The organism is Streptomyces jumonjinensis (assembly GCF_009600885.1).
Lineage (GTDB): Bacteria > Actinomycetota > Actinomycetes > Streptomycetales > Streptomycetaceae > Streptomyces > Streptomyces jumonjinensis.
In genome coordinates this window covers 33,168-54,014 of record NZ_VCLA01000082.1, presented here as the reverse complement: position 1 = coordinate 54,014, position 20,847 = coordinate 33,168, and the positions used below count along the sequence as shown (strand labels likewise).

The window sequence follows — 20,847 nt, the reverse complement described above, 5'->3', positions numbered from 1 at the left end:
GTCGTCGGGCAGGAGCGCCAGCAGCGCGTCCAGCTCGTCCCGTTCGGCGAGTTCGCCGAAGAGCGCGGTGACCGGCGGCGGGGACCACGGCTGCCGCGCCGGTGCGAAGGAGTCCTCGAACGAGGCGGTCCGGTGGGCGGGCTCGGGGGCCGTGGTCCCGGCCGTCCCCGCCGGTTCGACGCTGAAGCCGAAGGGCGGGGCGCTGCTGCCGGGCCCCGGGCCCATAGCGGCGGGCCGGATCGTCACGGTCACCGGCTCGGTGATCTCCAGGTCCGGGCCTTCGCCTGTCAAGCAGTCGGCGAAGCGCTCCGCGAGCAGGTCCGGCAGGGCGTCGACGATCTGCTGCACCAGGGCCCCCGGGGCGGGTCCCCAGCTCCAGCCGCCGTGCCGGACCACCGTCACCGTGCAGCGGTTCACGGTGATCTCCCCGGTGGTCGGGGAGCCCGGTGCGCTCACCGCACCACCGCCTTCATCAACCGACCCGCCCAACCCGCGGCCGGCAGCGGAAGGATGACCCGAGCCCGCTGAACCGGAACCCCACCCGCGAGCACATACGTCTCCTGGCCGCCGGAGACCAGCGCCACCACCGAGGTGGCGCGACCGGCGGCGAACGGCAGCCCCACGCTGACCCCGCCGGCGACCAGGGAGCCCGGTGCGCTCACCCCACCACCGCCTTCATCAACCGACCCGCCCAACCCGCAGCCAGCACCAGCACACCATGCCCACCCGCCGACTCCAGAGTCAGCGGGAGGGTGACCCGGGTCTGCTGAGCCGGGATCTCACCGGCGAGCACATGGGTCTCCTGACCGCCGGAGACCAGCGCCACCACCGGGGTGGCGCGACCGGCGGCGAGGGGCAGTTCCACGGTGAGTCCGTTCGTCGCCAGGGTCACCCCGTCGCGCCACGACGCCAGGCGCAGCAGGGTGGGCCGGGGTTTGCCGTCGGCCGTCAGCTCGACGCCGAAGGCCAGCGGCTCGGCGAGGACGCCCGGTTCGTCGTCCGCGTTCAGCACGGCGAGGCGTCGGCTGGAGAGCGGGAGGGACACGGTCCCGCCCTCGCCGACGGCGACCCGCAGCGGGAGCGCGCGGCCGATGAGCGGCTCCACATCGGTGGCGGCTTCGGCGCCGGTGAGGGCCAGCGCGCCCACCGCGTGGCCGGTGTCGGCCACGTACACCACGGTCACACTCATCGTCAGCCACCGCCGTTCGTCGCGGCGACCGCCGCCAGGACCAGGAAGTCCACCGCCCCGGGCGCTTCCACGACCTCGCCGCCCGTCGCCAGCGGGTCGTAGAGGCGGACCCGGCAGCGCACCCGGCGGTCGCCGTCCACGGCGGACTCCACGACGCTGTGGAGCGTGGAGGCGGTCGCGGTGGGCGGTGTGCGCGGGGTGAGGTGGGTGTGGAGGACGACCCGGCCGTCCGCGATCTGCTCCGGGGTGACCCCGGGGGGCAGCGGCAGCAGCATTCCGTCGGTGGCCGTCCCGGAGGTCACCAGGGTGCTGCCGGCCGGCATCCGGCCGGTGAAGCTGCCCTCGATGGTCAGGTTGCCATTGGCCGCCACCGTCATCAGGGGGGCGACGGAGCCGCCGCCCTGGTAGAGGCCGAAGACCAGGCTCGGCGCGTCGCCGCCGGACAGCACGACCGCGGGTTCGCCCTCCTCGGCGTTCCGGTGCGTCCGCAGGGTCAGCGCGCCGGACCGGGCCGTCACAGCGTCCGCGCGGACGCCCGCGTACCGCGGCGCCACTCCGCGCGCCGCGGTCTCCACCCCGGTGAAGTGGCCTTCCGTCCAGCGGACATAGCCGAGCAGAACGAGCCAGCGGACCGGCGGGTCGGCCGGTGCGGCGCCGACCGCGGGCGGTTCCTGTTCGCCGACCAGCCGCTCGTCCCCGAGGCGGCCGAAGAGGATCCGGTACGACTCCTCCACCCGGGTCCGCCCGGCGACGGCCCCGCACGCGTCCGCCCGGGGCGCGGCGGCGCTTTCCTGGTCGGCGGCGGTGAGGAACACCGGGTAGGGCTCGTCGGTGGGCTGGTCCGCGCCGTTGACCTCTTCGAAGTCGCTCTCCCGCAGCACGACCGGATCGACGACGACGATCTCGCGGCCCGTTCCGTCGACCGCGATCCCCGCTTCCACGCTCACCTCGGCGTAGCGGGCGTTGGTCAGGGGGTCGGTGCGGGCCTCGGTGACCAGCGCGAGCCCTTCGGCGATTCCCCATTCGTGCAGATGCAGGGCGTGGCGCACCGCCGCGCCGCGCGCGTACTGAACCGTGGCCGACAGATCCGCGGCGGCCAGGATCTGGCCTTCGTGGAACGCGGGTCGCTGCGGGCCCGTCATGTCGTCTCACCGGGTTTCGGAGCGCGGGAGCGAGGCCGTCTGGCGGGGGGCTTGGCGGGCGTGGGCCGCTGCTGCGCCGGCGGGTCCTCGCCTTCCGGGGGCCGCTGCTGCGCCGGAGGGTTCCCGCCTTCCGGGGGCCGCTCCCCCGGTGCGCTGCCCAGCTGGGCCCGCAGTCCCTCCACGGCGGCGGTCAGATCGCTCAGCCGCGTCCTGAGCTCGGCCAGTTCTTCGAGGCTGTCGGTCACGTCGGCGGGTGCGGTGCGGGTCTCTTCCCGCAGCGCCTCCGGCGGGGTCTCCCCGGGTGCGGGGGTGAGCAGCAGGGAGAGCATCTCCTCCAGGTCCCCGGTGCGCGGCCAGTCGTCGAGCAGTCCTTCGGCGTACGGTCGGGGGACCGGGCCCTCGGCCGGGATCGCGGGCTGCTGGTAGCGCGGCACCGGTTGGCAGCACAGCCGTTCGGCGAGTTCGCGCAGCTGGTAGAGCTTGGGCAGCCATTCGCCGTAGGCCGAGCCGCCGGGCAGCACCTGTTCCCGGGTGGCGGAGCAGATCCGTACGACGTCGCAGCCGTCGAACCGGACATGGGCGAGCAGGACGTCGGTGTCCGAGCAGTCGACGCAGGGCGGGCTGAGCGTCGAGCAGGCCGCGTCGGTGACGAACCGGCGCACCGCCGCCGTCAGCGCGGCGGCTGCCTCCGCGATCTGCCGCAGCTCGACGGCGGTCGTCGGCTCCACGCTGAGCGGCTCGGGCGGCGGCAGCGGCAGCGGCGTCCCGATGGCGGCGATCTCCGCGCGGAGGGCGCAGTCGGCGAGCGCGTCGGTCTGGTCGAGGCGGGCCAGCAGCCAGTCCCTGATGAGGGTGAGATCCGCACGGAACTCCACCCGCAGCGCATGGCTGAGCGGGGTGCCCTGGGCGAGCAGGCGCACTTCGAGCGGTGTGTCCTTCTCGCCCTGCCCGGTCATGAGGCGGGCCTTGGTCTCGGTGACGACCGCGCGGGCGATCGACCGGTGCAGCGGGTCCGGCCACACCGCTTCCATGTCGGTTCCGGCGAGCCGGTCGCAGGCCGCCCCGAGCGTCCCGCGGGCGTCCTGGACGGAGCCGAGGTCCGGGTAGTCCCGGATGAGGCCCGACTGGCCGGCCCGGTCGTAGGTGTCGAACCGGGCGACGGCGGCGGCCAGGGCCCGTACGTACTCGGTCATCCGGCGGGCCGTCGTGGCGGGCAGGGCGCCGTCGCCGCCGCTGTTCGCACGGAGCCAGGCGAGAGCGTCGGTGTACCGCCGTGCGTCGGCGGCGTCGAACCGGAAGGCCCGTTCCGGTGCGAGCAGCGCGGCGAACACGGCGTCGGTGTGGAGTCCGAGCCGGCGGTCGCGGGCGCGGGCCCGGTCCGCGCGGTCCAGGTCGCCGAGGATCGCCAGCAGCCGGGCGCCGGGGTTGTGGCGGTGGTCCTCGGCGTCGGCACCGTGCCGGACGACGAACCGGAACCCCTCCTGGATCCGGGACGGCACACATCCCGTCGATCCGCAGGGCTCCTCGGTGGCGTACGGTGCGACGGGCTCGATCTGGCTCTCCTCGTACCGTACGAAGAGGCCGTAGCCGCGCGAGCCGTCCGCCTCGCAGGGGTCGCCGCAGTCCGCGCCGAGGGAGCTGACGCGCAGTTCCCGTACGAGCGCCCGTACGTCGACCTGTTCGGCGCAGGTCACCACGATGTCGTGGCCGGCGCAGTCCAGCGCGTGACCGGGGTGCACCACCACGGTCCCGCCGCCGCAGGGGTCGCAGGCGACGTCGAGGCCGCAGACCACTCCCGGTCCGGAGAGCGAGCGGTTGTGCAGTCGGCTCTTCGCCGTCATGTAGTCGACCAGCAGACCGAGATCGTCCTCGGTCAGCAGTTGTCCGGCGAAGAAGCGGGGCCGGACGAAGGCGGGCTGCCGGGTGTCGGCGCCCCCGCAGCCGCATCCGCATCCTGTTCCCATGGTCAGCGCTCCTTCACAAAGAACCAGCTCTCGAAGACGTCCCCGCCGCCCGTGCCGGTGCCCGAGGTCCACGGCCCGACGCCGGACGGGGGCAGGACGCAGCCGCCGTCCGGTCCGGACTCGGGATGCGCGGTGTCGTCGATCACCGGCACGCGCCCGCCGACATGGGTGCCGTCGACCGGGCGGCAGCAGCGGTCGAGGAGGAACGCCGTGCGCACGGTGATCAGCACCCGGTCGCCGTCCTGAAGCGTCTCGCGGGTCGTCTGCCGGTAGCGGAAGCACCGGATGAACTCCGCCGTCCCGGCGGGTTCGGCGAACTCACCGCCCATGTACCAGGTGGAGGCGCTGCGTCCGGCGCCGCCCTCGATCACCTGGATCTCTGCCACTCCGGGCGCGAGGGTGTCGGCCCGGACGCCGTCGGAGAACCGGACGACGAGCCCGCCCTCCTCGTCCTGGGTGCCGAGCAGCGTCTTGGCCTCGTCGATGGTGTAGGTGTGCCCATGGATCCAGTTGACGCCGGTGATCACCGTGGGGACATGGCGGCCGAAGGGGCGGCGGACGTTCATATGGACGCGGTCCGCGCACACCGGCTCGTACCAGTCGACGCCCTCGATCCTGGCCAGCCAGAGGACTTGGTGGCGGCACCGGGAGCAGCAGGTGTCGCAGCGTTCGTCCGCGGGCGGTTCGCAGCCGGTGACGCGGATCGTGTAGCACTCCTCCGTCCAGCCGAATTCGCAGTCGGAGGTATCCGCGCAGCCGTCGTTGTAGACGGCGCGGGTGGGTTCGACGGGCCGCTCGGCGTACTGGACGCCCACCCAGACGGTGTCCGTGTCGCGTTCGTCCGGGGGCAGGGCCTTCCACAGGTCGACCACGCAGCCGCCGCGGACCACGACCTCGTCGCCGTCGCAGTCCACGGCGAGCCCGGGGGTGACGCGTACCAGGGCTCTGCGCCGCCCGTGCTCCGCGCTCTCCCCGGCGGACGCCGCGGGTGCCGCGGGTGCCGCGGGCTCTGGGGGGTTCCCGGTTCCGGCCGGTGGACAGTCGTCGTCCGGTGGCACGGGTTCCACGAAGAGGCCGCAGACCACTCCGTAGCCGAGCAGGCTGCGCAGGTGCAGCCGCAGTTTCTCGCGGAAGTAGTCCTGTTCCCGCTGGAAGTCCCTGGCTCCCAGCATCTGGCCGTGGAAGTACCGCAGTCTGCGCAGCGGCGGCGCGTCGAACCCCGTCGTCCGTTCCGTCTCAGCCTCGGTCATCGCCCCGTCCTCTCACGACAGCTCCGTATGCACGCCGACGGCGGAGGCGACTCCGACGCTCACTCCGTGGCGCGCTCCTTGCGGTCCCGGTCTCAGCACCCCGTCGCGGTTGAGCCGCAGCGGGCGTTCGCCGCCCAGCACCGGCGGCGGCAGCGGGACGAACGCGGTGTCCACGCCGACCGCGGACCGGGAGCCGACCACGAACCCCGCGCCGCCGGTCCGGACCGACCCGACGGTGTGCGCGGGCGCCTGCCGTTCCACCAGCCTCCGCAGCGCGTCCTCGTCCGCCGAGCCGGCGGGCAGCAGCACCCGGAACCGGTGCGCGTGCGCGGTGAGCGGGTCGGCGTCCGGGTCGCCGAACGCGCGCAGCGGCGCCGCGCCCAGGGCCGAGCCGCCGATCCGGAACCGGCTCGTCGACCGGCCGGACAGCCGTACCGCGCCCAGTCCCGGGCCGGCGCCGCCGGCGCTCTCGCCGATCCGCGCCCAGCGGCGGTCCGCGGCCAGTTCGTCGATCACCGGAGCCACCCCGAACACGATGCGCACCGCCTCCCGCAGCGCCCACGGGGTGCCCCGGCGCCGGTACAGCGCCGGGGCGGCGGCGAGCAGCGCGCGCCGGGTGTCCGCGTCCCAGCCGGCTTCGAACGACAGGCCCAGCAGCCCGGCCAGCCAGGGCAGCACCCGGTCCGGGACGCCCGCCGGGTCCAGCAGCGCGGGATACCGTTCGATCATCCGGTCGAGTTCGGCCAGTGAGGCGTCGAACAGCGACAGGAACCGTTCGGTGAAGTCGTCCGCGGCGGGGTCCTGGCGGAACGCGGGCGGCAGCAGGTCGGCGCTGGTGGTCCGCGGGAAGTCGAGCCGGACACGGCGTACGACCGGGGTCGTGCCGCCGTCGCCCGACAGCCGCAGCCGCAGCCGCAGAAAGCGGCCCGGCGGCTGGTCGACGAGGAAGTCGGTGGATCCGTGGGCCGCCGTCTGCCAGTCGCTGTCCTCGTACCGGCCGTCCTCGGACACCACGATCGCGACGGCGACCGCCGTGCCCGGCGGGATGTCCGCGTCCACGCGGACGCGGTGCCAGCGGCACCGGGAGAGGCCGCTGTCGATCAGGCCGGTGAGATACGAACCGGTGGGCGCGTACGCGACGGTCGCCGGGGGTACGGCGTCCCGGGCCCGACCCTGCCAGGTGAAGCAGGCGGTCACCGTGGAGTCCGGGCCGTCCTCCCGCAGACAGAACCCGTTCTCGTCGGCGGAGAGGAGTGTGCTCGGCGGCAGGGCCGCGGCCAGTTCGGCCGGCGAGGCGGTCCGGAAGGGGCGGCCCGGGCCGCCCTGGTGGATCCGCAGCCGGGCGCCGTCGTCGGTGAGCAGCCAGATCGTACGGCCCGGTCCGGTGCGCAGCCCGACGATCTCGCCGGGCACACCGGTGCGGAGCACTCCGCGGGGCCGCCCCGCCGAGCCGAAGCGCCTCAGGACGGTGCTGCCCGCGCAGGCCACCAGGACCTCGTCCCCGGGGCCGAGGGCGGCCCACCTCGGCCGTTCGGCCCGGATCACCCCGGCGAGCTGCGCGCCCTCGCGGCGCCACACCAGCACCCGGTCGCTCTCCACGACGGCCACCCGGTGTCCCCGTGCGGCGACGGACACCGGCTCACGGAGCGGATCGGGGGCGCAGTCGGCGGGCCACAGGGGCGGCCAGTCGCCGGCGCAGACGTCCCGGCGCAGCAGCCGTGGCGGGCCGGGCGCGAGGAGATACCAGGCGCACGGGCGGCAGCCCGGTGTCAGCCGGCGGTCGGGGAACCACGGCAGCAGCTCGCCGCGGGCGGGGCCTTGGGGCGCGGAGCCCTGGTGGGCCAGCCGGATGCCGGTCTCGTCGTCGAAGCCGACGACGTTCTCCGTCCCCGGTCCGTCCGCTCCGGTGTACTGCTCCCATCCGGTGCGGGCGTCGAGCAGCCGGAAGGTCGGCGGCTGGGATGCGCAGGTCATGGTCGGTCTCCTACCGGGATGAGCAGCGGGCGCTCCGGCCAGACCAGGGTGTTCGGCTCGATCTCGTGGTCGGTGCAGGGCGTGCGGCGCACTCCGTCGACCACCAGGGCGAGCTGGGACACGGCGAGGACTCCGTCGACCGCCAGCAGCCGCCGGACCAGCGGGGTGTGCCGCAGTGCGCCGCCGAACGGCCAGCCCGCGCCGTTCTCCCCGCCGCGCAGGGGGTCCAGATAGGTCGTCACGGCGTCGCCCGCGCGAGCCAGCACGGCGGCGCGGTCCTGGTCCGGGTCGAGGGTGACCCATGCCTCCACGGCGACGCGCCGGTAGCGGGCGGGGGCGGCGACGACCGTGACCGCGACGGGGGCGACCTCGCGGGTGAGGTAGTCGGCCACCGCCCGCAGCGTCGCGGCGGTGGGGACGGGCGGATCGTCGGCGGAGTCGTTGCCGGCGGGGGGCACGACCAGGACTCCGACGACGCCGGGGATCGGCGCTCCGGGATAGTCGGGGTGCAGTCCGGGCACGCCGTGGGCGCGCGCCACCGACGCCCCGGGCGCGCGCACGGCCATCAGGCCGTAGTCGGACGGGGCCACGGCCCGGCCTCTGGCGCGCAGTTCGCCGACGCCCCGGCGCATGGCCTCCTCGTCCGGTTCGGCGTCCGATCCCCCGGGGGCGGGGAACGGGTTGGCGACGCCGGTGACGTACGGCAGCGCGGTGACCACTCCGTTGACGGCGCCGGCCCGTACGGCGCCGTCGTCGCCGCCGCCGACGCGGTAGCGCACGGCGCGGACGTTGCGGAACCCCGCCGGGACGGCCGCGCCGTGGACGCCGTCCCCGAAGGTCACCTCGCCCGTCTCGTGGTCCACGGTGAACACCCGGTCGTCGGCGCCGTACGCGGCCAGGCTCTCCGCCTCATGCCACCGCGACGCGGTGGCCGCCGTGGTGCCGAACACATCGGCCCCCGGGTCGTCGTCGACCTCGATGACCAGCGTGCCGGGGAGGACCGGAACCTGGCTCAGGGTCAGCCGCCGGCCGCCGGCCGCCGTGCCGTCCTGGACCGGCAGCAGGGGTTCGTCCCTGATCGTGCGGGCGGCGGTGGCCGCGGCCGTGTTCAGCCGCAGCCCGGAGAGCACCGGCGGGGGGCCGGTGAAGGACCCGTGGGCGATCTGGAGCCGGAGCCACCGCAGCGGGGGGCGGGCGGGCGCCCCCGGCGGGTTCCCGGGCGCCCAGGAGCGCGGGACGCGCAGTTCGACGGTCCCGCTGGTGCGCAGTCCGCCGGTCTCGTCCCGTTCCACCTCGACGGGCGTGAACCCGGCGCCGTCCAGCACATCCCAGCGCAGCAGCGGCGCGGGGGACGGCGGCGTGGCCGTCGGGCCGCCGGAGCTCACGGGCGCGGGCGGGGCGGCGACGACCTCGAATCCCAGGGAGAGCCTCGGGTGGGGGCCCGCCGTCCCGGCCAGTCCGATCCACAGGCCGTCGCCGGGCCGGGGGTCGCGGCCGAACGGCGCGAAGGGGCGGCCCGGCCCGGACGCCCCCAGCGGAAGCGGTTGCAGCGTCCCGTCCTCCCGTACGGCCAGCGCGCCGAGGGTGGCCGGGGTCGCGTACAGGTCCTCGTCCGTCTCGTAGACCACCTGGCCGTCGGGGCCCGCGGCCGACGCCTGGAAGCCCGCCGGGATCAGGACGGACGCGCCGTCCGGCGGGTTCACCGTGAACTCCAGCAGCACGGCCGCGGCGCCGGCCGGGCGGCGGCGCACCCCCGCCGTCGCGAGATGCTCGGCCAGCGCCTTCTCCGGCAGCCGGTTGGCGCGGGTGAGCACGGGTTCGGCCTGGGTGCCGAAGAGGCGTACGAGCGCGACGCCCGCGTCCTGGCGGTCGGGGTTGGTCCAGTCAGGGGTGTATCCGGCGATCCGGCCGCGCACGGCGGCGCGGACCGCCTCCCGGGTCGCGTCGGTCAGCTCCGGCTGGACGCCGGACGGCCCGGGGCCCGGAACGATCCGGCCCTCCTCGGTCCGGGCGTCCCGCTCCCACCACACCGCACCGCTCATGTCAGCCCCTCCCCCGGCTCGACGGCAGGCACCACCCGGGTCCGGACCACCCGCAGGGCGGGAAGGTCACCGGCGCGCAGCCGCACCTCGCGGCAGTCCTCGTCCGCCTCGGCGCCGTCGAGGCCGATCGCGACTCCGGCGACGTCCGCCAGATCCCCCAGGGCCCGCTGGACGGCGCGCAGCAGGGCGGACGGCCGCAGCGGCTGTCCGAACGGCCAGCCGTCGCCCTCTTCGCCGCCGGTCAGCGGGTCGAGATAGCGGCGCAGTGCCAGGGTGGCCGCGGCGGACACCCGGGCGCGGTCGGCCGGGTCGCCCGACAGATCGACGCGCAGCGTCACATCGCGGTACTCCGGCGCTCGGACGAAGACCTCGGAGGTGAGCAGCCGGGCCTCGCCCAGGCGGGCGGCGACCGCGCGCACCATGCCGGGGTCGGGGCGCGGCGCTGCGACGAAGTCCTCGCGGGCGAAGTCGTCCCGGGGCGCCGCCGGGACGATGTGGACGGTCACCGCGCCGGGCACCGAGGAGCAGGGGTGCCCGGGGTGTTCGCCGACGGCGGGGTAGGCGCGGGCGACGGCGACTCCCGGTGTCGTCCGGGCGAGCGCGGCGAAGTCCCCGGCGGTGACGGCGCGGGTCACCTCCCCGAGGGCCCCGGCGGCGCGGCGGCGCGCGTCGGCGATCGTCTCCGGGTCCTCGCCGCCGGACGCCTGGACGATGTTGGCCGCCGTCAGCGCTCCGTATTCGGCGACGGAGTTCACGACGAAGTTCCCGAAGGAATCCCCGAAGGAGTCCTCGGCGAAGTCCTCGACGGGGAGCCAGTTGTCGGTCAGCCCGCCGTTGCCGGCCCGGCCGCCGCCGGTCGTATAGGCGACGCTCACCCCCGGTTCGGGGTGGGGGATACGGCCGGTGAGCCCGTCGCCGAAGAGCAGCGCGCCCTCCGCCCGGTCGACGGCGAAGATCCGGTCGCCGGGCGTGCCGAAGGCGAAGTCGGGCGCGGGCAGCCACGTGTGGCCCGCCAGTTCCAGGGCCGCGTCCAGCAGCCGCCCGGCGGCGCCGGGCAGCACGAGGCGCTGGCCGGGCAGTTTCAGCCAGGCGTCGATCTGGTCCTGGAGTTCGGCTCCGGTCGCGGTGCGCCGCTGCCGGTTGCGCGCGGCGGCGGCGTTGACGGCCAGGCGCAGCAGCCGCGGCGGGGCGGTGAAGGTCGCCGCCCCGGTGGACACCAGCAGTCCGCGGTCCCGGGTGGACCAGCCGGCCGGCGGGCGCAGCCGGACGACGCCGGACCGGCGGAGCCCGGCGGTGCCGTCCTCGACCTCCTCGAAGGGGCCCGCGAGGTCGGAGCCGGGCCGGAACCAGGACCAGGTCAGCTCGGCGGGCGGGGGCACCGAGTCGACCGCGCCGGGCAGCCAGGACGGCACGGGCGCGGCCGGTGTGTCCAGCTCGACGAGGAGGGAGAGGGCGCCGGGCGCGGGGTGCGCGCCGGTGAGCGGCAGGGTGAACCGGGCCGTCGCCGGCCCCCCGTGGCTCGCGAGCAGCGGTACGCCGCGGCGGGCCCGCAGATCGGCCGTGCGGTCGCGGTCGCCGCAGACGGTGACCTCGCCGCCGGGGTCGAGGGGGAACACGGCCGTGTCGTGGTCGAGGGTGAAGGGGAGGCTCCCCCGCGGGTCCCGGGTCAGGGCCGTCCCGGCGGGGACGAGCGGGACCGGGTGGCCCGGCTGTTCGGCGGCGAGCCGCAGCACGGTGGCCGCGGGGACGGCGGGGCGCGGCGGGTCGAGGCCGAGGAGCCGCAGTACGGCGGTCACCAGGGTGTCCGGCGTCTGGTCGAGCCAGTAGAGCCGCTGCTCCAGCAGATAGGCGAAGAGTTCCAGCAGGGTGACGCCGGGGTCGGCGGGCGCGTGCAGCGTCCAGACGCCGCCGGACTCGGCGGGGATCCGGCGGCGGATCGCCGCGGTCATCCCGTCCCAGGCGAGGTCGTCCAGTTTCGGCGGGGGCAGGGTCATGAGGAGCTCCCCGTGAGGCCCGTGTAGTAGGGGAACACCAGGTTGGCCTTGGTGTTGCTGCGCCGGATCCGGTAGACGACGGAGACGGTGACCCGGGACTCGTCGGCGGGGTCGGTCTCCGCCCGGACCTCCTCCAGCGCCACCCTGGGCTCGTGGTCGCGCACCGCTTCGGCGATCGAGTTCTCCAGGTCGCGCAGGTTCTGTACGCTGCCGGGCGCGAACACCGACTCGGGCGCGCGGGTGCCGAATCCGGGCCGCATGACCCGCTCGCCCAGGCCGGTGAGCAGCAGCGCCCGCAGACAGTGCTCGATGCTCTGCTCGCCTACGGCGTAGCCGAGCCGGCCTGCTTCGTCGGGCAGGATCGGGAAGCGCCAGCCGGTGCCGAGGAAGTCCTCGCTCATGCCGTTCTCGCCTTCTTGGCCAGCACGGCGGGGGTGAGCGGGGGCGTCGGCGGGCCGGTGGGCCCGGCGGCTGAGGGGTGGGTGTGCGCGTTGAAGGCGGTGAGGAGCGCGTTGCCGAGGACCAGGGGTTCGGTGGCGCCGCCGCCGAGGTCGATGCCGGGCGAGTCGATGGTCACCTTCGGCGCGGTGAGGGTGATGTCGCCCTGTGCGGTGACGGTGACGCTGCCGCCCTCGGCGGCGGTGATGCGGACGGTCCTGCCCTGGTCGTCCAGCTCCACCGTGTGTCCGGCCGCCGAGGTGATCCGTACGGCGGCTTGCGCCGCGGTGTCGTCCAGCACCACCTCGTGGCCGTGCCGGGTCCGGATGATCTTCTGGTCGCGTCCGCCGGTGCGGGCGGCGGGCGGTTTGTCCGCGCCGTTGTAGAGACCGCCCAGGACGATCGGGAAGCGCATGTCGCCGTGGACGAAGGCGACGAGCACCTCGTCGCCCTTCTCCGGGACGAACAGCGAGCCGTAGCCGTTGCCCGCGTACAGCTGGCCGACCCGGCACCAGTCGGTGACGGTGGTCTGGTCGAACCAGGGGAACCGCAGTCTGACCCGGCCTTCGTCGTCGCCGTCGTTCTCCACGACGAGCGCTTCGATGACTCCGTAGTACCGCTTGTCGGTGGTGCGGGCGCGTGGCGCGGTCCTGCCCGTCACTGGTCCCCCTGATGGATCCGCCGGCCGGTGAACTGGGTGAAGAATCCGCTGGTGTTGAGGGTGTGCTCGACCCGTTTGACGAAGTACGTGCCGGAGAAGCGCCGGCCGAGGCCGTAAATCTCCAGGTTGTCGCCCGGCCGCAGTTCGGGGAGGCCCGCCACCCGGCCGGTCGCGGTGATGAACTCGTACGCCCGCTCCCGGAGCAGGCTGACGGCCAGCTCGCGGGCCTCCTGGTCGCTGGTGACGGGCGCGTCGACCAGGACGTCCTGGCGGCCTCCCAGCGTGCTCTCGGCGGCCTGCGGTCCGCTCTGTCCATCGGCGGTGTTCGAGCCCGCCGGGAGGTTCTCGGCGGTCGCGGTGAAGGCGATCGGCTGCTTGGTGCGGGGGTCCCAGCCGCGTACGGTGACCTTGCTGACCTGCTGGGACAGTGTCAGGGTCGGGGTGAAGTCGAGCAGGTTGGGGATCAGGCCCGCGGGCTGTGCGGCCGGGCCGGTGGCGAGGCCGGGCGCGTAGGCCAGCCGGTACACCCGGATCGGGCGGCCGTCCCGGCCGTCGGTCGGCCTGATGAAGTACAGCGTGTCCTCGCCGGAGGAGGCGTCCGGCAGGATGTAGCAGTCGAAGTCCAGCCGCTTGGCCCGTTCCATGAGGAAGCTCGCGTCGTCCTGGTTCTTCTGCACCACCTGGTCGTGGGTCGGGCCCTCCCGGGTGACCTGGATCCGCAGCTGGTTGCGCTGGGCGATCTGCTCCGCGATCCGCCAGTCGGGCAGATTGCGGTAGATCTTGGTCTCGTTCTCGGCGGGCTTGCGGTCCTTGAGCCGCAGCAGCCCGTCCACGCCGCTGACCGCGACCGTGGGGGGCCCGCCGTCGCTGAACCTCGGGCTGAGCGTGCTGATCGTCCCGGTGGCGACGGTGAGCAGCTGATCGGCGTAGCCGAGCCGGACCGAGACCCGGCCGCCGAGCCGGAAGGCGGGCGAATCGCTGTGTTTGAACGTCAGCCGGGTGTCGTCCCAGTTGTTGAGGGTGAGGTCGAAGCCGGACATCTGGTCGATGTCCCGGTTCACCTTGATGTCGATGACGTCGTTCTTGGTGGCGGGGTCCATCTCCAGGCCCTCGATGCGCACCTCGAACTCGGGCGCGTACCGGTCGGGGGAGGCGACCTCCGGTGCGGGGGCGCTCATCGGGCGCTCCTCACGGCAGCCGGGGCACGGTCAGCACCCGGCCGGGCCGAAGGTCGCGGGGGTCGCCGATCCCATTGGCGCGGGCCAGTTCCCGCCAGGCGTCGGGCCGCCGGTAGACCGCGGCGGAGATGCTGCTGAGGGTGTCCCCGCGGCGCACCACATAGCTCTTCTCCACCGTGGGCGAGGAGAGCGGTATCTCCGCGGCCTGCGCGGCGGCCGGGCGGTACTCCTTGAGGGAGAGGTCCAGCGTCGCGCGCAGCGGCACCCCGTCCGGCCGGAACAGCTGGTAGGCCACGTCCAGCTTCTCCACGACGCCGGTGAAGACGGCTTCGTCCCAGACGAACCGGACGATGGGCGGGGCGTGTTCACGGCTGTCGGGGCGCATCAGGTCGCGCAGCGCGTCGACATAGGCGGTCCGGACGTTCTCCAGGGTGTCGGAGGTGTCGACGAGCGCCTGCACGGTGAGCGTCTCCGTACCGCCGCGGATGTACTGGAGGGGCGGGGTCTCCAGCCCGGGGATGGTGATCTCCGCGAAGGTGTTGCTCTTGCTGAGCTTGTAGTCGGTGGGGTTGAACCGCAGGGGGATGCGCCGCCGCCGTTCGTCGGCGATCACCGGGCGGACGATCTCCAGCCGGGCCTGTGCGGCGCCCTGGCGGGCGAAGGACACGGGCGTCACGCTCACGGCCGGCCCTCCTCGTCGCCGAACCGGCGTTCGGAATCGGTGTGTCCGGCCCTGGCGCGTACGTCCTCGTACAGTCTCGACCAGGCCTGGATGTGCTGGTTGAACAGGCGGGTGAACACGGCTCCGTCGTCGCCGTCCACCTGGAAGCGGACTTCGAGGTGGTGAATGGTCACCTTCGGCACATCGGTCACCTCCCTCGGTTCAGCCGCGACAGTGCGTCGGGCACGGTGTCCTGGAGGACCTTGCTCAGTCCTTCATGGGCGATCTCCAGGGACTCGATGGCGACCGCGTTCTGTTCGGCGTGCAGATCCGGGCCGCTCCACTTGGCGGCGAGCCCGCCGTGGAAGGCCCAGGCCGCGCCGGGAGACCCGTCCGGGCCGAGCACGATCACGGCGCCGTCGCGGCGGGCCCCGAGCGAGTCGGCCAGCCCGGCCCGGTACCAGGCCCACAGGCCCGGATCGCGCACCACCCCGCGTTTGAGGGTGATCCGGTTCCAGGTGTGGCGCAGCGGCAGCTGGTGCACCGAGTCGTTACGGCCGCCCTCCGGGTAGCTCGTCACCTCCAGCTGTCCGCCCAGTCCGGTGACCTCCTGGAACGCGCCGGAGGCGGCCAGCGGGAGCAGCAGCGCCTGGGCGGGCGGCAGATAGGCGTCCCCCGGGTCGAGCGTGACCAGGAAGCGGTACTTGGGCAGCGGATCGGGGGTCATGCCTCGATCACCTCCAGACCCCGGTCCTGGCCGAGCACGAGGCGCAGCCGGATGAACTCCATCGGGACGGCCGGAGCGACCTCGACCTCGCAGACCACCTGCCCCGGGTCCTGCTCCGGCGGGTTGACGGTGTCGTCGCACACCACCCGGAACGCCTGCTCGGGCCGGGCCCCGGCGAGCGCGCCGGCCCGGAAGGCGGCCAGCAGCACCGAGGTGAGCGCGCGCACCAGGGTCAGCCGCAGTTCGGGCGAGTTGACGTCGAACACCAGCGGGCTCGCCGCCCGCCGGATCGCGCGGACCAGCAGATGCACCAGCCGGCGGTGGGCGATCCAGCGGGTGCCGGGCTCGGCGGAGAGGGTGCGTCCGCCCCACACCAGCAGCCCCCGGCCGCGGGTGCACCGCACGAGGTCGACGCCTGCGTCGAACAGCCGGACCTGCTGGGGCTCGGGCAGCTGGGCCGCCAGGTCGACCGCCTCCAGGACCAGGGCGTTCGCCGGGGTGTGGTGGGCGCCGCGTTCGCCGTCGAGCCGGGCGATCACGCCGAGGACGTGGCCGGACGCGGGGACGGTCCGCAGCCCCGACGCGTCGGGCGTGCGCAGCGGCGGGTGGTAGACGGCCGCCGTGCTCAGCAGCGCGCTGTCGCCCGCCGAGGTCAGCTCCTCCACCCAGGCCACCGTGTCGTCCACGGAGGACCGGCTCGGGGGGACGTCCAGGACGACGAGGCGGTCGAGGAGCGGCAGCACGGTCCGCATCAGTTCCAGCACCAGGTCCGTGTGCGCGCCGCCGGACAGATCCGCGCCGAGGTCCGGGAGCGCCACCAGGGCCGGTTCGGGCAGCTCGGCCTGGGCGGCGACGGCGTCGGAGTACTGGCTCCGTCCCGGGGCCGCGTCGGTGCCGCCGGTGAGCGTCAGCTCCCAGGACCGGGAGATGGGTCCGGGCGAATCCGGGGGCGGCGCGGGGCCCTCCGGGACGAGACGGATCAGCCGGGAGGCGGCCAGCCGGTCGGCCACCTCGGCGGGCGGCAGGGCGGGAAAGGTCTCGGCCGGCTCGCCGGGCACGGTCACCCGGACGCTCACCGTGGGCGGCCCGGCGACCGTGCTGCGCCGGAGGCGGATGCTGACGCGCCCGCCGTTCGCCCAGGTTCCCGGGCTGGTGGCGACCGCGTGGTAGCGCTCGCCGGCGAGGCCGCCCACCTTCCCGGGGGTCCACGGCGCCCGCGCGGTCCCGGCCGGTCCGCAGACCCGCAGCACCCAGGCGGTGCGACCGCCGTTCTCGAAGAAGCCGCGCAGCGCGTACGGTGTGGCGGACGAGCCGTCCGGCGGGCCGAACGCGCCCACCACGTCGTTCCAGCTCTCCACCCGCACGGGGGTGCCCACGGGGCCGCGGCGGAGGCGGCCGAGGAACGCGGCCACATCCGTGCGCAGCGGCTCCTCGGCGGAGCCGCGCGGCGCCGTGATCAGGGTTACTCCGGGGAGCGCGTCAGCGGCCATGTCAGGCGTCGATCTCCAGCTTCTCGACCGCCAGCACCAGCGTCTCCATGGCGATCTCGTTCTTGGTCGCGTTCAGCGTCGGGCCGGTGTACTTGAGCGGCCAGGCGCGGTCGAAGTTCCAGCGCATGACCTCCTGTCGGTTCTCGTCCAGCAGCACGATCGAGCCGGAGGTGCGCCGGACCTGGCCGTTGAGCGCCTCGACCACCCAGTTCCAGAAGCCGACATGGCCGGTGACGCCGCGTTTGAAGGTGAGGTTGCTGAATTTCTTCAGTCCCGGGAGCTTGCGGACCGTGATGTCCTCGCTGCCGTTGCGGTACTCGATCGGCTGGACTTCCAGTTCGAGACCGCTGGCTTCGGTGAAGGACCCGCTGACCGCTACCCCGTCGTCGCTGACATTGGTCACGATGATCTGGAAGTTATACGCGGCGTAGGGATCGTCCCTGGTCACTGGCGGCATGGTGGCCTCTCCTCAGAGGGTCAGGCGAGCTGGGACTCTCGGGTCTTCTGCTGAATCCGGAAGATCACGAACTCGGCCGGGAAGACCGGTGCGACGCCGATGACGCAGATGAGCCGGCCGTTCGCCAGGTCGTCCTCGGTCATCGTGGTGCGGTCGCAGGCGACGAAGAACGCCTCGTCGGCGGTGGTGCCGGCGAGTGCGCCGCTGCGCCAGACCGTGGTGAGGAAGTTGGTGATCGTCTGGCGGACCAGGGCCCACAGCGACTCGTCGTTGGGCTCGAACACCACCCACTGGGTGCCCTCGTCGATCGACTCCTCCAGGTAGAGGAAGAGCCGCCGGACGTTGATGTACTTCCACGAGCTGTCCGAGGACAGGGTGCGCGCGCCCCAGACGCGGTGGCCGAGCCCGGGGAAGAAGCGGAGCGCGTTGATGCCCTTGGGGTTGAGCAGGTCCTGGTGTCGTTTGGTCACGTCCTGGGCGAAGCCGTCGGTCAGCCGGATGCCCCGGATCACGGTGTTGGCGGGCGCCTTGTGCACTCCCCGCTCCGTGTCCACCCGGGCGTAGATGCCGGCCAGATGCCCCGAGGGCGGTACGTCGACGTCCCGGTTGACCGAGGGGTCGCGGGTGACCAGCCAGGGGTAGTAGAGCGCCGCGTACTTGGTGTCGAACGGCTCGCGGAACGCCTGGATCCCCTCGATGTCCAGGCCGTCGGGCGGGTCGAGGACCGCGAACCGGTCCTTGAGCAGTTCGCAGTGGGTGATCAGGGCCGATGCGACGGTGCCGGACCAGACTCCCGGCACCGCGCAGACGGCGACCTCGTCGATGTCCTCCAGGGCGACGATGCCGGTGCGCCGGCCGCTGCCGCCGTCGGCGCCGGCGAAGTCGGCCACGCTCAGGCTTCCGTAGGCGTCGTCCCCGTCCGCCAGGGTCAGCCAGGACCCGGTCGCGGGCGCGGGGAACTTCGCGGGGTCGGCGGACAGACCGGTCAGCGCCGTCGCGCGGACCAGCTGCGAGCGGGCCTGAAGGGCAGCCGTGAGACTCGCGGAGGAGTCGCCGGTGAGGCGGAGATTGCCGAAGGTCTCGGTCACCCCGGCGCCCGCCGGGTCGGCGAACCGGGTGTCCACCTCCGCCTCGATCAGATGGAGCCGGTCGGTCTCGAAGTACGTGCCCGGTACGTCCCGGTCGAAGGTGACGACGTCGGCGGCGACCGTGTCGACGTTCAGCACGCTCAGCCGGGCGCCGTCGTCGAGCTGGACGACCGCGCCCTCGTACAGCCTGCTCGCACCGCCGATCCGCAGCGTCCGGCCCGCTGCCGCGGCGGCCCGGCGCACCCGGCGCACCGAGAGGCCGGTCCGCCAGGCCGGATGCGTGGTCCCCGGGGGGAAGGTCAGGGTGACCTTTCCGTCCGCGGGCGGGCTCACCTGGACCGTGAACCGGCCGGCGCCGATCTGCACCCAGACCTCGGCGGGCAGCTCGCCGGGGTCGAGTCCGCTCGCCGTGGCGACCTCGACGGTCCCGCTGTCCTCGGCGGCGTCGGCGGCCAGCCCGGTGATGAAGAGGCCGCCCTCCTGGGGGTCGGGCAGGATCGGCAGGGCCGCGCCGACCACCGGCCGGACCCGGACCTGGACCGCGCCGCCCCATGAGCCGGGGCTGACGGCGGAGAAGCTCAGGGTCTGCTCCGTATCGCGCGTGCCGACCTGGGCGTAGTCGCCACGGGCGGCTCTGACCTCGGCGGGCAGCGCGGTGTCCAGCTCGATCCGGCGGGCGGTCCGGTCGTAGGCGGCGACTTCGGCGGTGTGGATCGCCTGCTGGTCGTCGCCGCGGAAGAGCTGGATCTGCTGGCCGACGCCGGCGAAGCCGATGAGGTGGCCGAGTTCCAGGGTCTTCGCGCCCTTCGCCGCGTCGGCGGCGACCGGGCTGACCAGGCCGTGGCCGAGGACGCCCGACGCGGGCTCCGCCTGGGCGCTCGCGACCCGCTTGATGTACAGGCGCTGGCCGCCGTTGTCGAAGAAGCCCTTGACCGCGAGCGGGAACAGCCACCACCGGCCGCCTTCGGCCGGGTTGTTCGCCCAGGCGTCGCGGACGGGCGCGGCCGGTTCGGGCAGGAATCCGCCGAATGTGTTCTGGAACTCCAGGAAGTTCGTGACGAGCTTGGGCTTGCCCGTGTACGGCCCGCGGGCGGTGACCCCGACCATGCCGGCCGTGCTGGTGCTCACCCCCGCGATCGGCCGTGGCCCGGCGTCGGTCTCCTCGATGTAGACCCCGGGACTCAGATACTCCGCCATGGACGGCTCCTCACTGCTCGCGGATCTCGATGACGTGCCGGCGCTCTGCTTCCTGGGGCAGCCGCACGGTCAGCGACCCGGTCCGGCCGGGCCGTTCGACGGCTCGCAGGGTGAACCTCTCGTCGACCGTGTGGGGGGCGTCCCTGGCCCCCTCCCACCGCAGGGAGAGCCGGAAGGCTCCCGTGGCGTCGGACAGGGTGCGCTCCCGCCAGGGCGTCCGGTCCCCGCCCGTCTCCCCCGCCGCCTCGACGAGCGCGTTCGCGACCGGCGCCGCGGTGTCCGCGGCGCGGACGACGCCGTGCACCGTGCGGGTGCCCGGCGGGTAGGGGAAGGCCGTGCCGGGCAGCAGCCGGACCAGCCGGGGCGCGACCTCCCCGGCCGGTCCGCCCGGAGGCCAGGCGTCGTCGTAAGGCCGCACCAGGAACTCGACGCCGATGAGCCCGGCCGAGAACGGCCGGCCGTCGGCCGGGTACAGCGGCTGGTAGCCGGCGGCGGCGAACCGGGCCCGGTGGAGCTCCGGCCGGGCCGCCCACGGTTCACGGCGTCTGCCCAGCCCCGGGAAGACGATGGCCGCACTGGGCGTACGGACCGCCGCGTCGTCCAGGGGCAGCCACTCGCCGTCGTCGAACCGGTCCAGCCGGACGGTCACACCCGCCGCACGCACCCTCCTGGCGTGCTCGTCGAAGGGCACGAACCAGACCGGGCTGTAGAGCGCGGGCAGCTCGGAGGAGAGGAATCGGCTCATGACGCGGACGCCCCGCCGAAGATCCGGCTCCGCACCGGCCTGACCGCCGTCTCGACGGCCGAGTCCAGATTGACGACACGGACCTCGTAGTTCAGCGACAGCCGGTACGGCTTCTGGATCGCGTACCAGACCCAGGACTTCTGATCCAGGGTGAGCGAGGTCAGACCGAGGTGGAGCGCGTCGGTGCTCGCCGCCAGAGAGCCGGAGAGCTGTACGCCGTCCAGGATCGCGTCGTCGTAGAACGTCTGGAGGGCGCGGCCGAGCATCCGGTGCTGGGTCTCCTGGTCACCGCCCCAGGGGGTGACCAGATAGCGCAGCAGCAGCGCCATCGGGGCCTTGCGGACGGTCGGCGGGTCCGGCGGCTGCGAACGCACCGGCGGCCGGTTGCGCGAGGTCGGGTGCTCGGCGATGTCGTAGAGGAACACCGTGAGTTTGGGCGGCGGCGTCTGCACCGTCTCGGAGAGGTCGTTGAGCTCCGCGACCGGCGGATCCACCTGGCTCAGCCCGCGCAGCGCCTGCGTCAGGGTCTCCACCATGACCGTCGACACGTCGGCGATGACACCGAAGTCCCCCATACGCGTCCACCTCCGGGCTCGCTGACGACGCCGTGCCCGCCAGGGTGCTGATCCCTACGTGGCGGGGCCGCGACC

The 20,847-nt window shown here is 74.1% G+C and carries 19 protein-coding genes and 1 pseudogene; all 20 read right to left on the bottom strand.

The window, feature by feature from the left end:
- Positions 1-456, bottom strand: a pseudogene (locus FF041_RS10055) (hypothetical protein); the annotation flags it as partial.
- Entirely contained in the window at positions 453-662 is a 210-nt protein-coding gene (locus FF041_RS10050; RefSeq protein WP_153522210.1) for a hypothetical protein, read from the bottom strand. The pseudogene FF041_RS10055 and the gene FF041_RS10050, both read right to left, overlap by 4 nt.
- On the bottom strand, positions 659-1,189 hold the full coding sequence (locus FF041_RS10045) for a hypothetical protein (RefSeq protein ID WP_194291984.1): 531 nt from the start codon (positions 1,187-1,189) through the stop codon (positions 659-661). The genes FF041_RS10050 and FF041_RS10045 overlap by 4 nt, the downstream gene beginning before the upstream one ends.
- A gap of 2 nt (positions 1,190-1,191) precedes the next feature.
- Entirely contained in the window at positions 1,192-2,331 is a 1,140-nt protein-coding gene (locus FF041_RS10040; RefSeq protein WP_153522207.1) for a hypothetical protein, read from the bottom strand.
- Positions 2,328-4,295, bottom strand: coding sequence for a hypothetical protein (locus tag FF041_RS10035; protein WP_153522205.1), 1,968 nt, complete (start codon positions 4,293-4,295; stop codon positions 2,328-2,330). The genes FF041_RS10040 and FF041_RS10035 overlap by 4 nt, the downstream gene beginning before the upstream one ends.
- Before the next feature lie 2 nt (positions 4,296-4,297).
- Complete coding sequence (locus tag FF041_RS10030; protein ID WP_153522203.1) at positions 4,298-5,545, bottom strand: hypothetical protein; 1,248 nt, start codon at positions 5,543-5,545, stop codon at positions 4,298-4,300.
- 12 nt (positions 5,546-5,557) lie between these two features.
- Complete coding sequence (locus tag FF041_RS10025) at positions 5,558-7,519, bottom strand: phage tail protein (RefSeq protein WP_153522201.1); 1,962 nt, start codon at positions 7,517-7,519, stop codon at positions 5,558-5,560.
- Positions 7,516-9,561, bottom strand: a complete 2,046-nt coding sequence (locus tag FF041_RS10020) for a putative baseplate assembly protein (protein ID WP_153522199.1) — start codon at positions 9,559-9,561, stop codon at positions 7,516-7,518. Before FF041_RS10020 ends, FF041_RS10025 begins: the two co-directional genes overlap by 4 nt.
- Positions 9,558-11,555, bottom strand: coding sequence for a baseplate J/gp47 family protein (locus FF041_RS10015; RefSeq protein WP_153522197.1), 1,998 nt, complete (start codon positions 11,553-11,555; stop codon positions 9,558-9,560). The genes FF041_RS10020 and FF041_RS10015 overlap by 4 nt, the downstream gene beginning before the upstream one ends.
- Positions 11,552-11,956 (bottom strand): GPW/gp25 family protein, encoded by a 405-nt coding sequence (locus FF041_RS10010; RefSeq protein ID WP_153522195.1) that lies wholly within the window; start codon positions 11,954-11,956, stop codon positions 11,552-11,554. The genes FF041_RS10015 and FF041_RS10010 overlap by 4 nt, the downstream gene beginning before the upstream one ends.
- Positions 11,953-12,654 carry a phage baseplate assembly protein V gene (locus tag FF041_RS10005; protein ID WP_323391552.1) on the bottom strand — a complete coding sequence of 234 codons (702 nt, stop codon included), beginning with the start codon at positions 12,652-12,654 and terminating at the stop codon, positions 11,953-11,955. The genes FF041_RS10010 and FF041_RS10005 overlap by 4 nt, the downstream gene beginning before the upstream one ends.
- The gene (locus FF041_RS10000; RefSeq protein ID WP_153522193.1) at positions 12,651-13,832 is read right to left on the bottom strand and encodes a phage late control D family protein; all 1,182 of its coding nucleotides are present in this window, start codon (positions 13,830-13,832) and stop codon (positions 12,651-12,653) included. The genes FF041_RS10005 and FF041_RS10000 overlap by 4 nt, the downstream gene beginning before the upstream one ends.
- Before the next feature lie 10 nt (positions 13,833-13,842).
- Positions 13,843-14,514 (bottom strand): CIS tube protein, encoded by a 672-nt coding sequence (locus FF041_RS09995; protein WP_323391550.1) that lies wholly within the window; start codon positions 14,512-14,514, stop codon positions 13,843-13,845.
- On the bottom strand, positions 14,511-14,696 hold the full coding sequence (locus FF041_RS09990) for a putative phage tail protein (protein ID WP_228388119.1): 186 nt from the start codon (positions 14,694-14,696) through the stop codon (positions 14,511-14,513). Before FF041_RS09990 ends, FF041_RS09995 begins: the two co-directional genes overlap by 4 nt.
- Positions 14,697-14,701: 5 nt before the next feature.
- A complete protein-coding gene (locus FF041_RS09985) occupies positions 14,702-15,220 on the bottom strand; it encodes a phage tail protein (RefSeq protein ID WP_153484084.1) in 519 nt (172 codons plus the stop codon).
- Positions 15,217-16,710, bottom strand: a complete 1,494-nt coding sequence (locus tag FF041_RS09980) for a phage tail sheath family protein (protein ID WP_153522191.1) — start codon at positions 16,708-16,710, stop codon at positions 15,217-15,219. Before FF041_RS09980 ends, FF041_RS09985 begins: the two co-directional genes overlap by 4 nt.
- Before the next feature lies 1 nt (position 16,711).
- Positions 16,712-17,167 carry a phage tail protein gene (locus tag FF041_RS09975; RefSeq protein ID WP_153484082.1) on the bottom strand — a complete coding sequence of 152 codons (456 nt, stop codon included), beginning with the start codon at positions 17,165-17,167 and terminating at the stop codon, positions 16,712-16,714.
- 20 nt (positions 17,168-17,187) lie between these two features.
- Entirely contained in the window at positions 17,188-19,452 is a 2,265-nt protein-coding gene (locus FF041_RS09970) for a phage tail sheath C-terminal domain-containing protein (RefSeq protein ID WP_153522189.1), read from the bottom strand.
- A gap of 10 nt (positions 19,453-19,462) precedes the next feature.
- Entirely contained in the window at positions 19,463-20,197 is a 735-nt protein-coding gene (locus tag FF041_RS09965; RefSeq protein WP_153522187.1) for a carboxypeptidase-like regulatory domain-containing protein, read from the bottom strand.
- Complete coding sequence (locus tag FF041_RS09960) at positions 20,194-20,772, bottom strand: DUF4255 domain-containing protein (protein ID WP_153484078.1); 579 nt, start codon at positions 20,770-20,772, stop codon at positions 20,194-20,196. The genes FF041_RS09965 and FF041_RS09960 overlap by 4 nt, the downstream gene beginning before the upstream one ends.
- Between the last annotated feature and the right edge of the window lie 75 nt (positions 20,773-20,847).

Bases quoted from the DNA above. Each gene is read 5' to 3' on its own strand.
- FF041_RS10045 (WP_194291984.1), bottom strand. From the start codon at position 1,189: ATGAGTGTGACCGTGGTGTACGTGGCCGACACCGGCCACGCGGTGGGC.
- FF041_RS10040 (WP_153522207.1), bottom strand. From the start codon at position 2,331: ATGACGGGCCCGCAGCGACCCGCGTTCCACGAAGGCCAGATCCTGGCC.
- FF041_RS10035 (WP_153522205.1), bottom strand. From the start codon at position 4,295: ATGGGAACAGGATGCGGATGCGGCTGCGGGGGCGCCGACACCCGGCAG.
- FF041_RS10030 (WP_153522203.1), bottom strand. From the start codon at position 5,545: ATGACCGAGGCTGAGACGGAACGGACGACGGGGTTCGACGCGCCGCCG.
- FF041_RS10025 (WP_153522201.1), bottom strand. From the start codon at position 7,519: ATGACCTGCGCATCCCAGCCGCCGACCTTCCGGCTGCTCGACGCCCGC.
- FF041_RS10020 (WP_153522199.1), bottom strand. From the start codon at position 9,561: ATGAGCGGTGCGGTGTGGTGGGAGCGGGACGCCCGGACCGAGGAGGGC.
- FF041_RS10015 (WP_153522197.1), bottom strand. From the start codon at position 11,555: ATGACCCTGCCCCCGCCGAAACTGGACGACCTCGCCTGGGACGGGATG.
- FF041_RS10010 (WP_153522195.1), bottom strand. From the start codon at position 11,956: ATGAGCGAGGACTTCCTCGGCACCGGCTGGCGCTTCCCGATCCTGCCC.
- FF041_RS10000 (WP_153522193.1), bottom strand. From the start codon at position 13,832: ATGAGCGCCCCCGCACCGGAGGTCGCCTCCCCCGACCGGTACGCGCCC.
- FF041_RS09985 (WP_153484084.1), bottom strand. From the start codon at position 15,220: ATGACCCCCGATCCGCTGCCCAAGTACCGCTTCCTGGTCACGCTCGAC.
- FF041_RS09980 (WP_153522191.1), bottom strand. From the start codon at position 16,710: ATGGCCGCTGACGCGCTCCCCGGAGTAACCCTGATCACGGCGCCGCGC.
- FF041_RS09975 (WP_153484082.1), bottom strand. From the start codon at position 17,167: ATGCCGCCAGTGACCAGGGACGATCCCTACGCCGCGTATAACTTCCAG.
- FF041_RS09970 (WP_153522189.1), bottom strand. From the start codon at position 19,452: ATGGCGGAGTATCTGAGTCCCGGGGTCTACATCGAGGAGACCGACGCC.
- FF041_RS09965 (WP_153522187.1), bottom strand. From the start codon at position 20,197: ATGAGCCGATTCCTCTCCTCCGAGCTGCCCGCGCTCTACAGCCCGGTC.
- FF041_RS09960 (WP_153484078.1), bottom strand. From the start codon at position 20,772: ATGGGGGACTTCGGTGTCATCGCCGACGTGTCGACGGTCATGGTGGAG.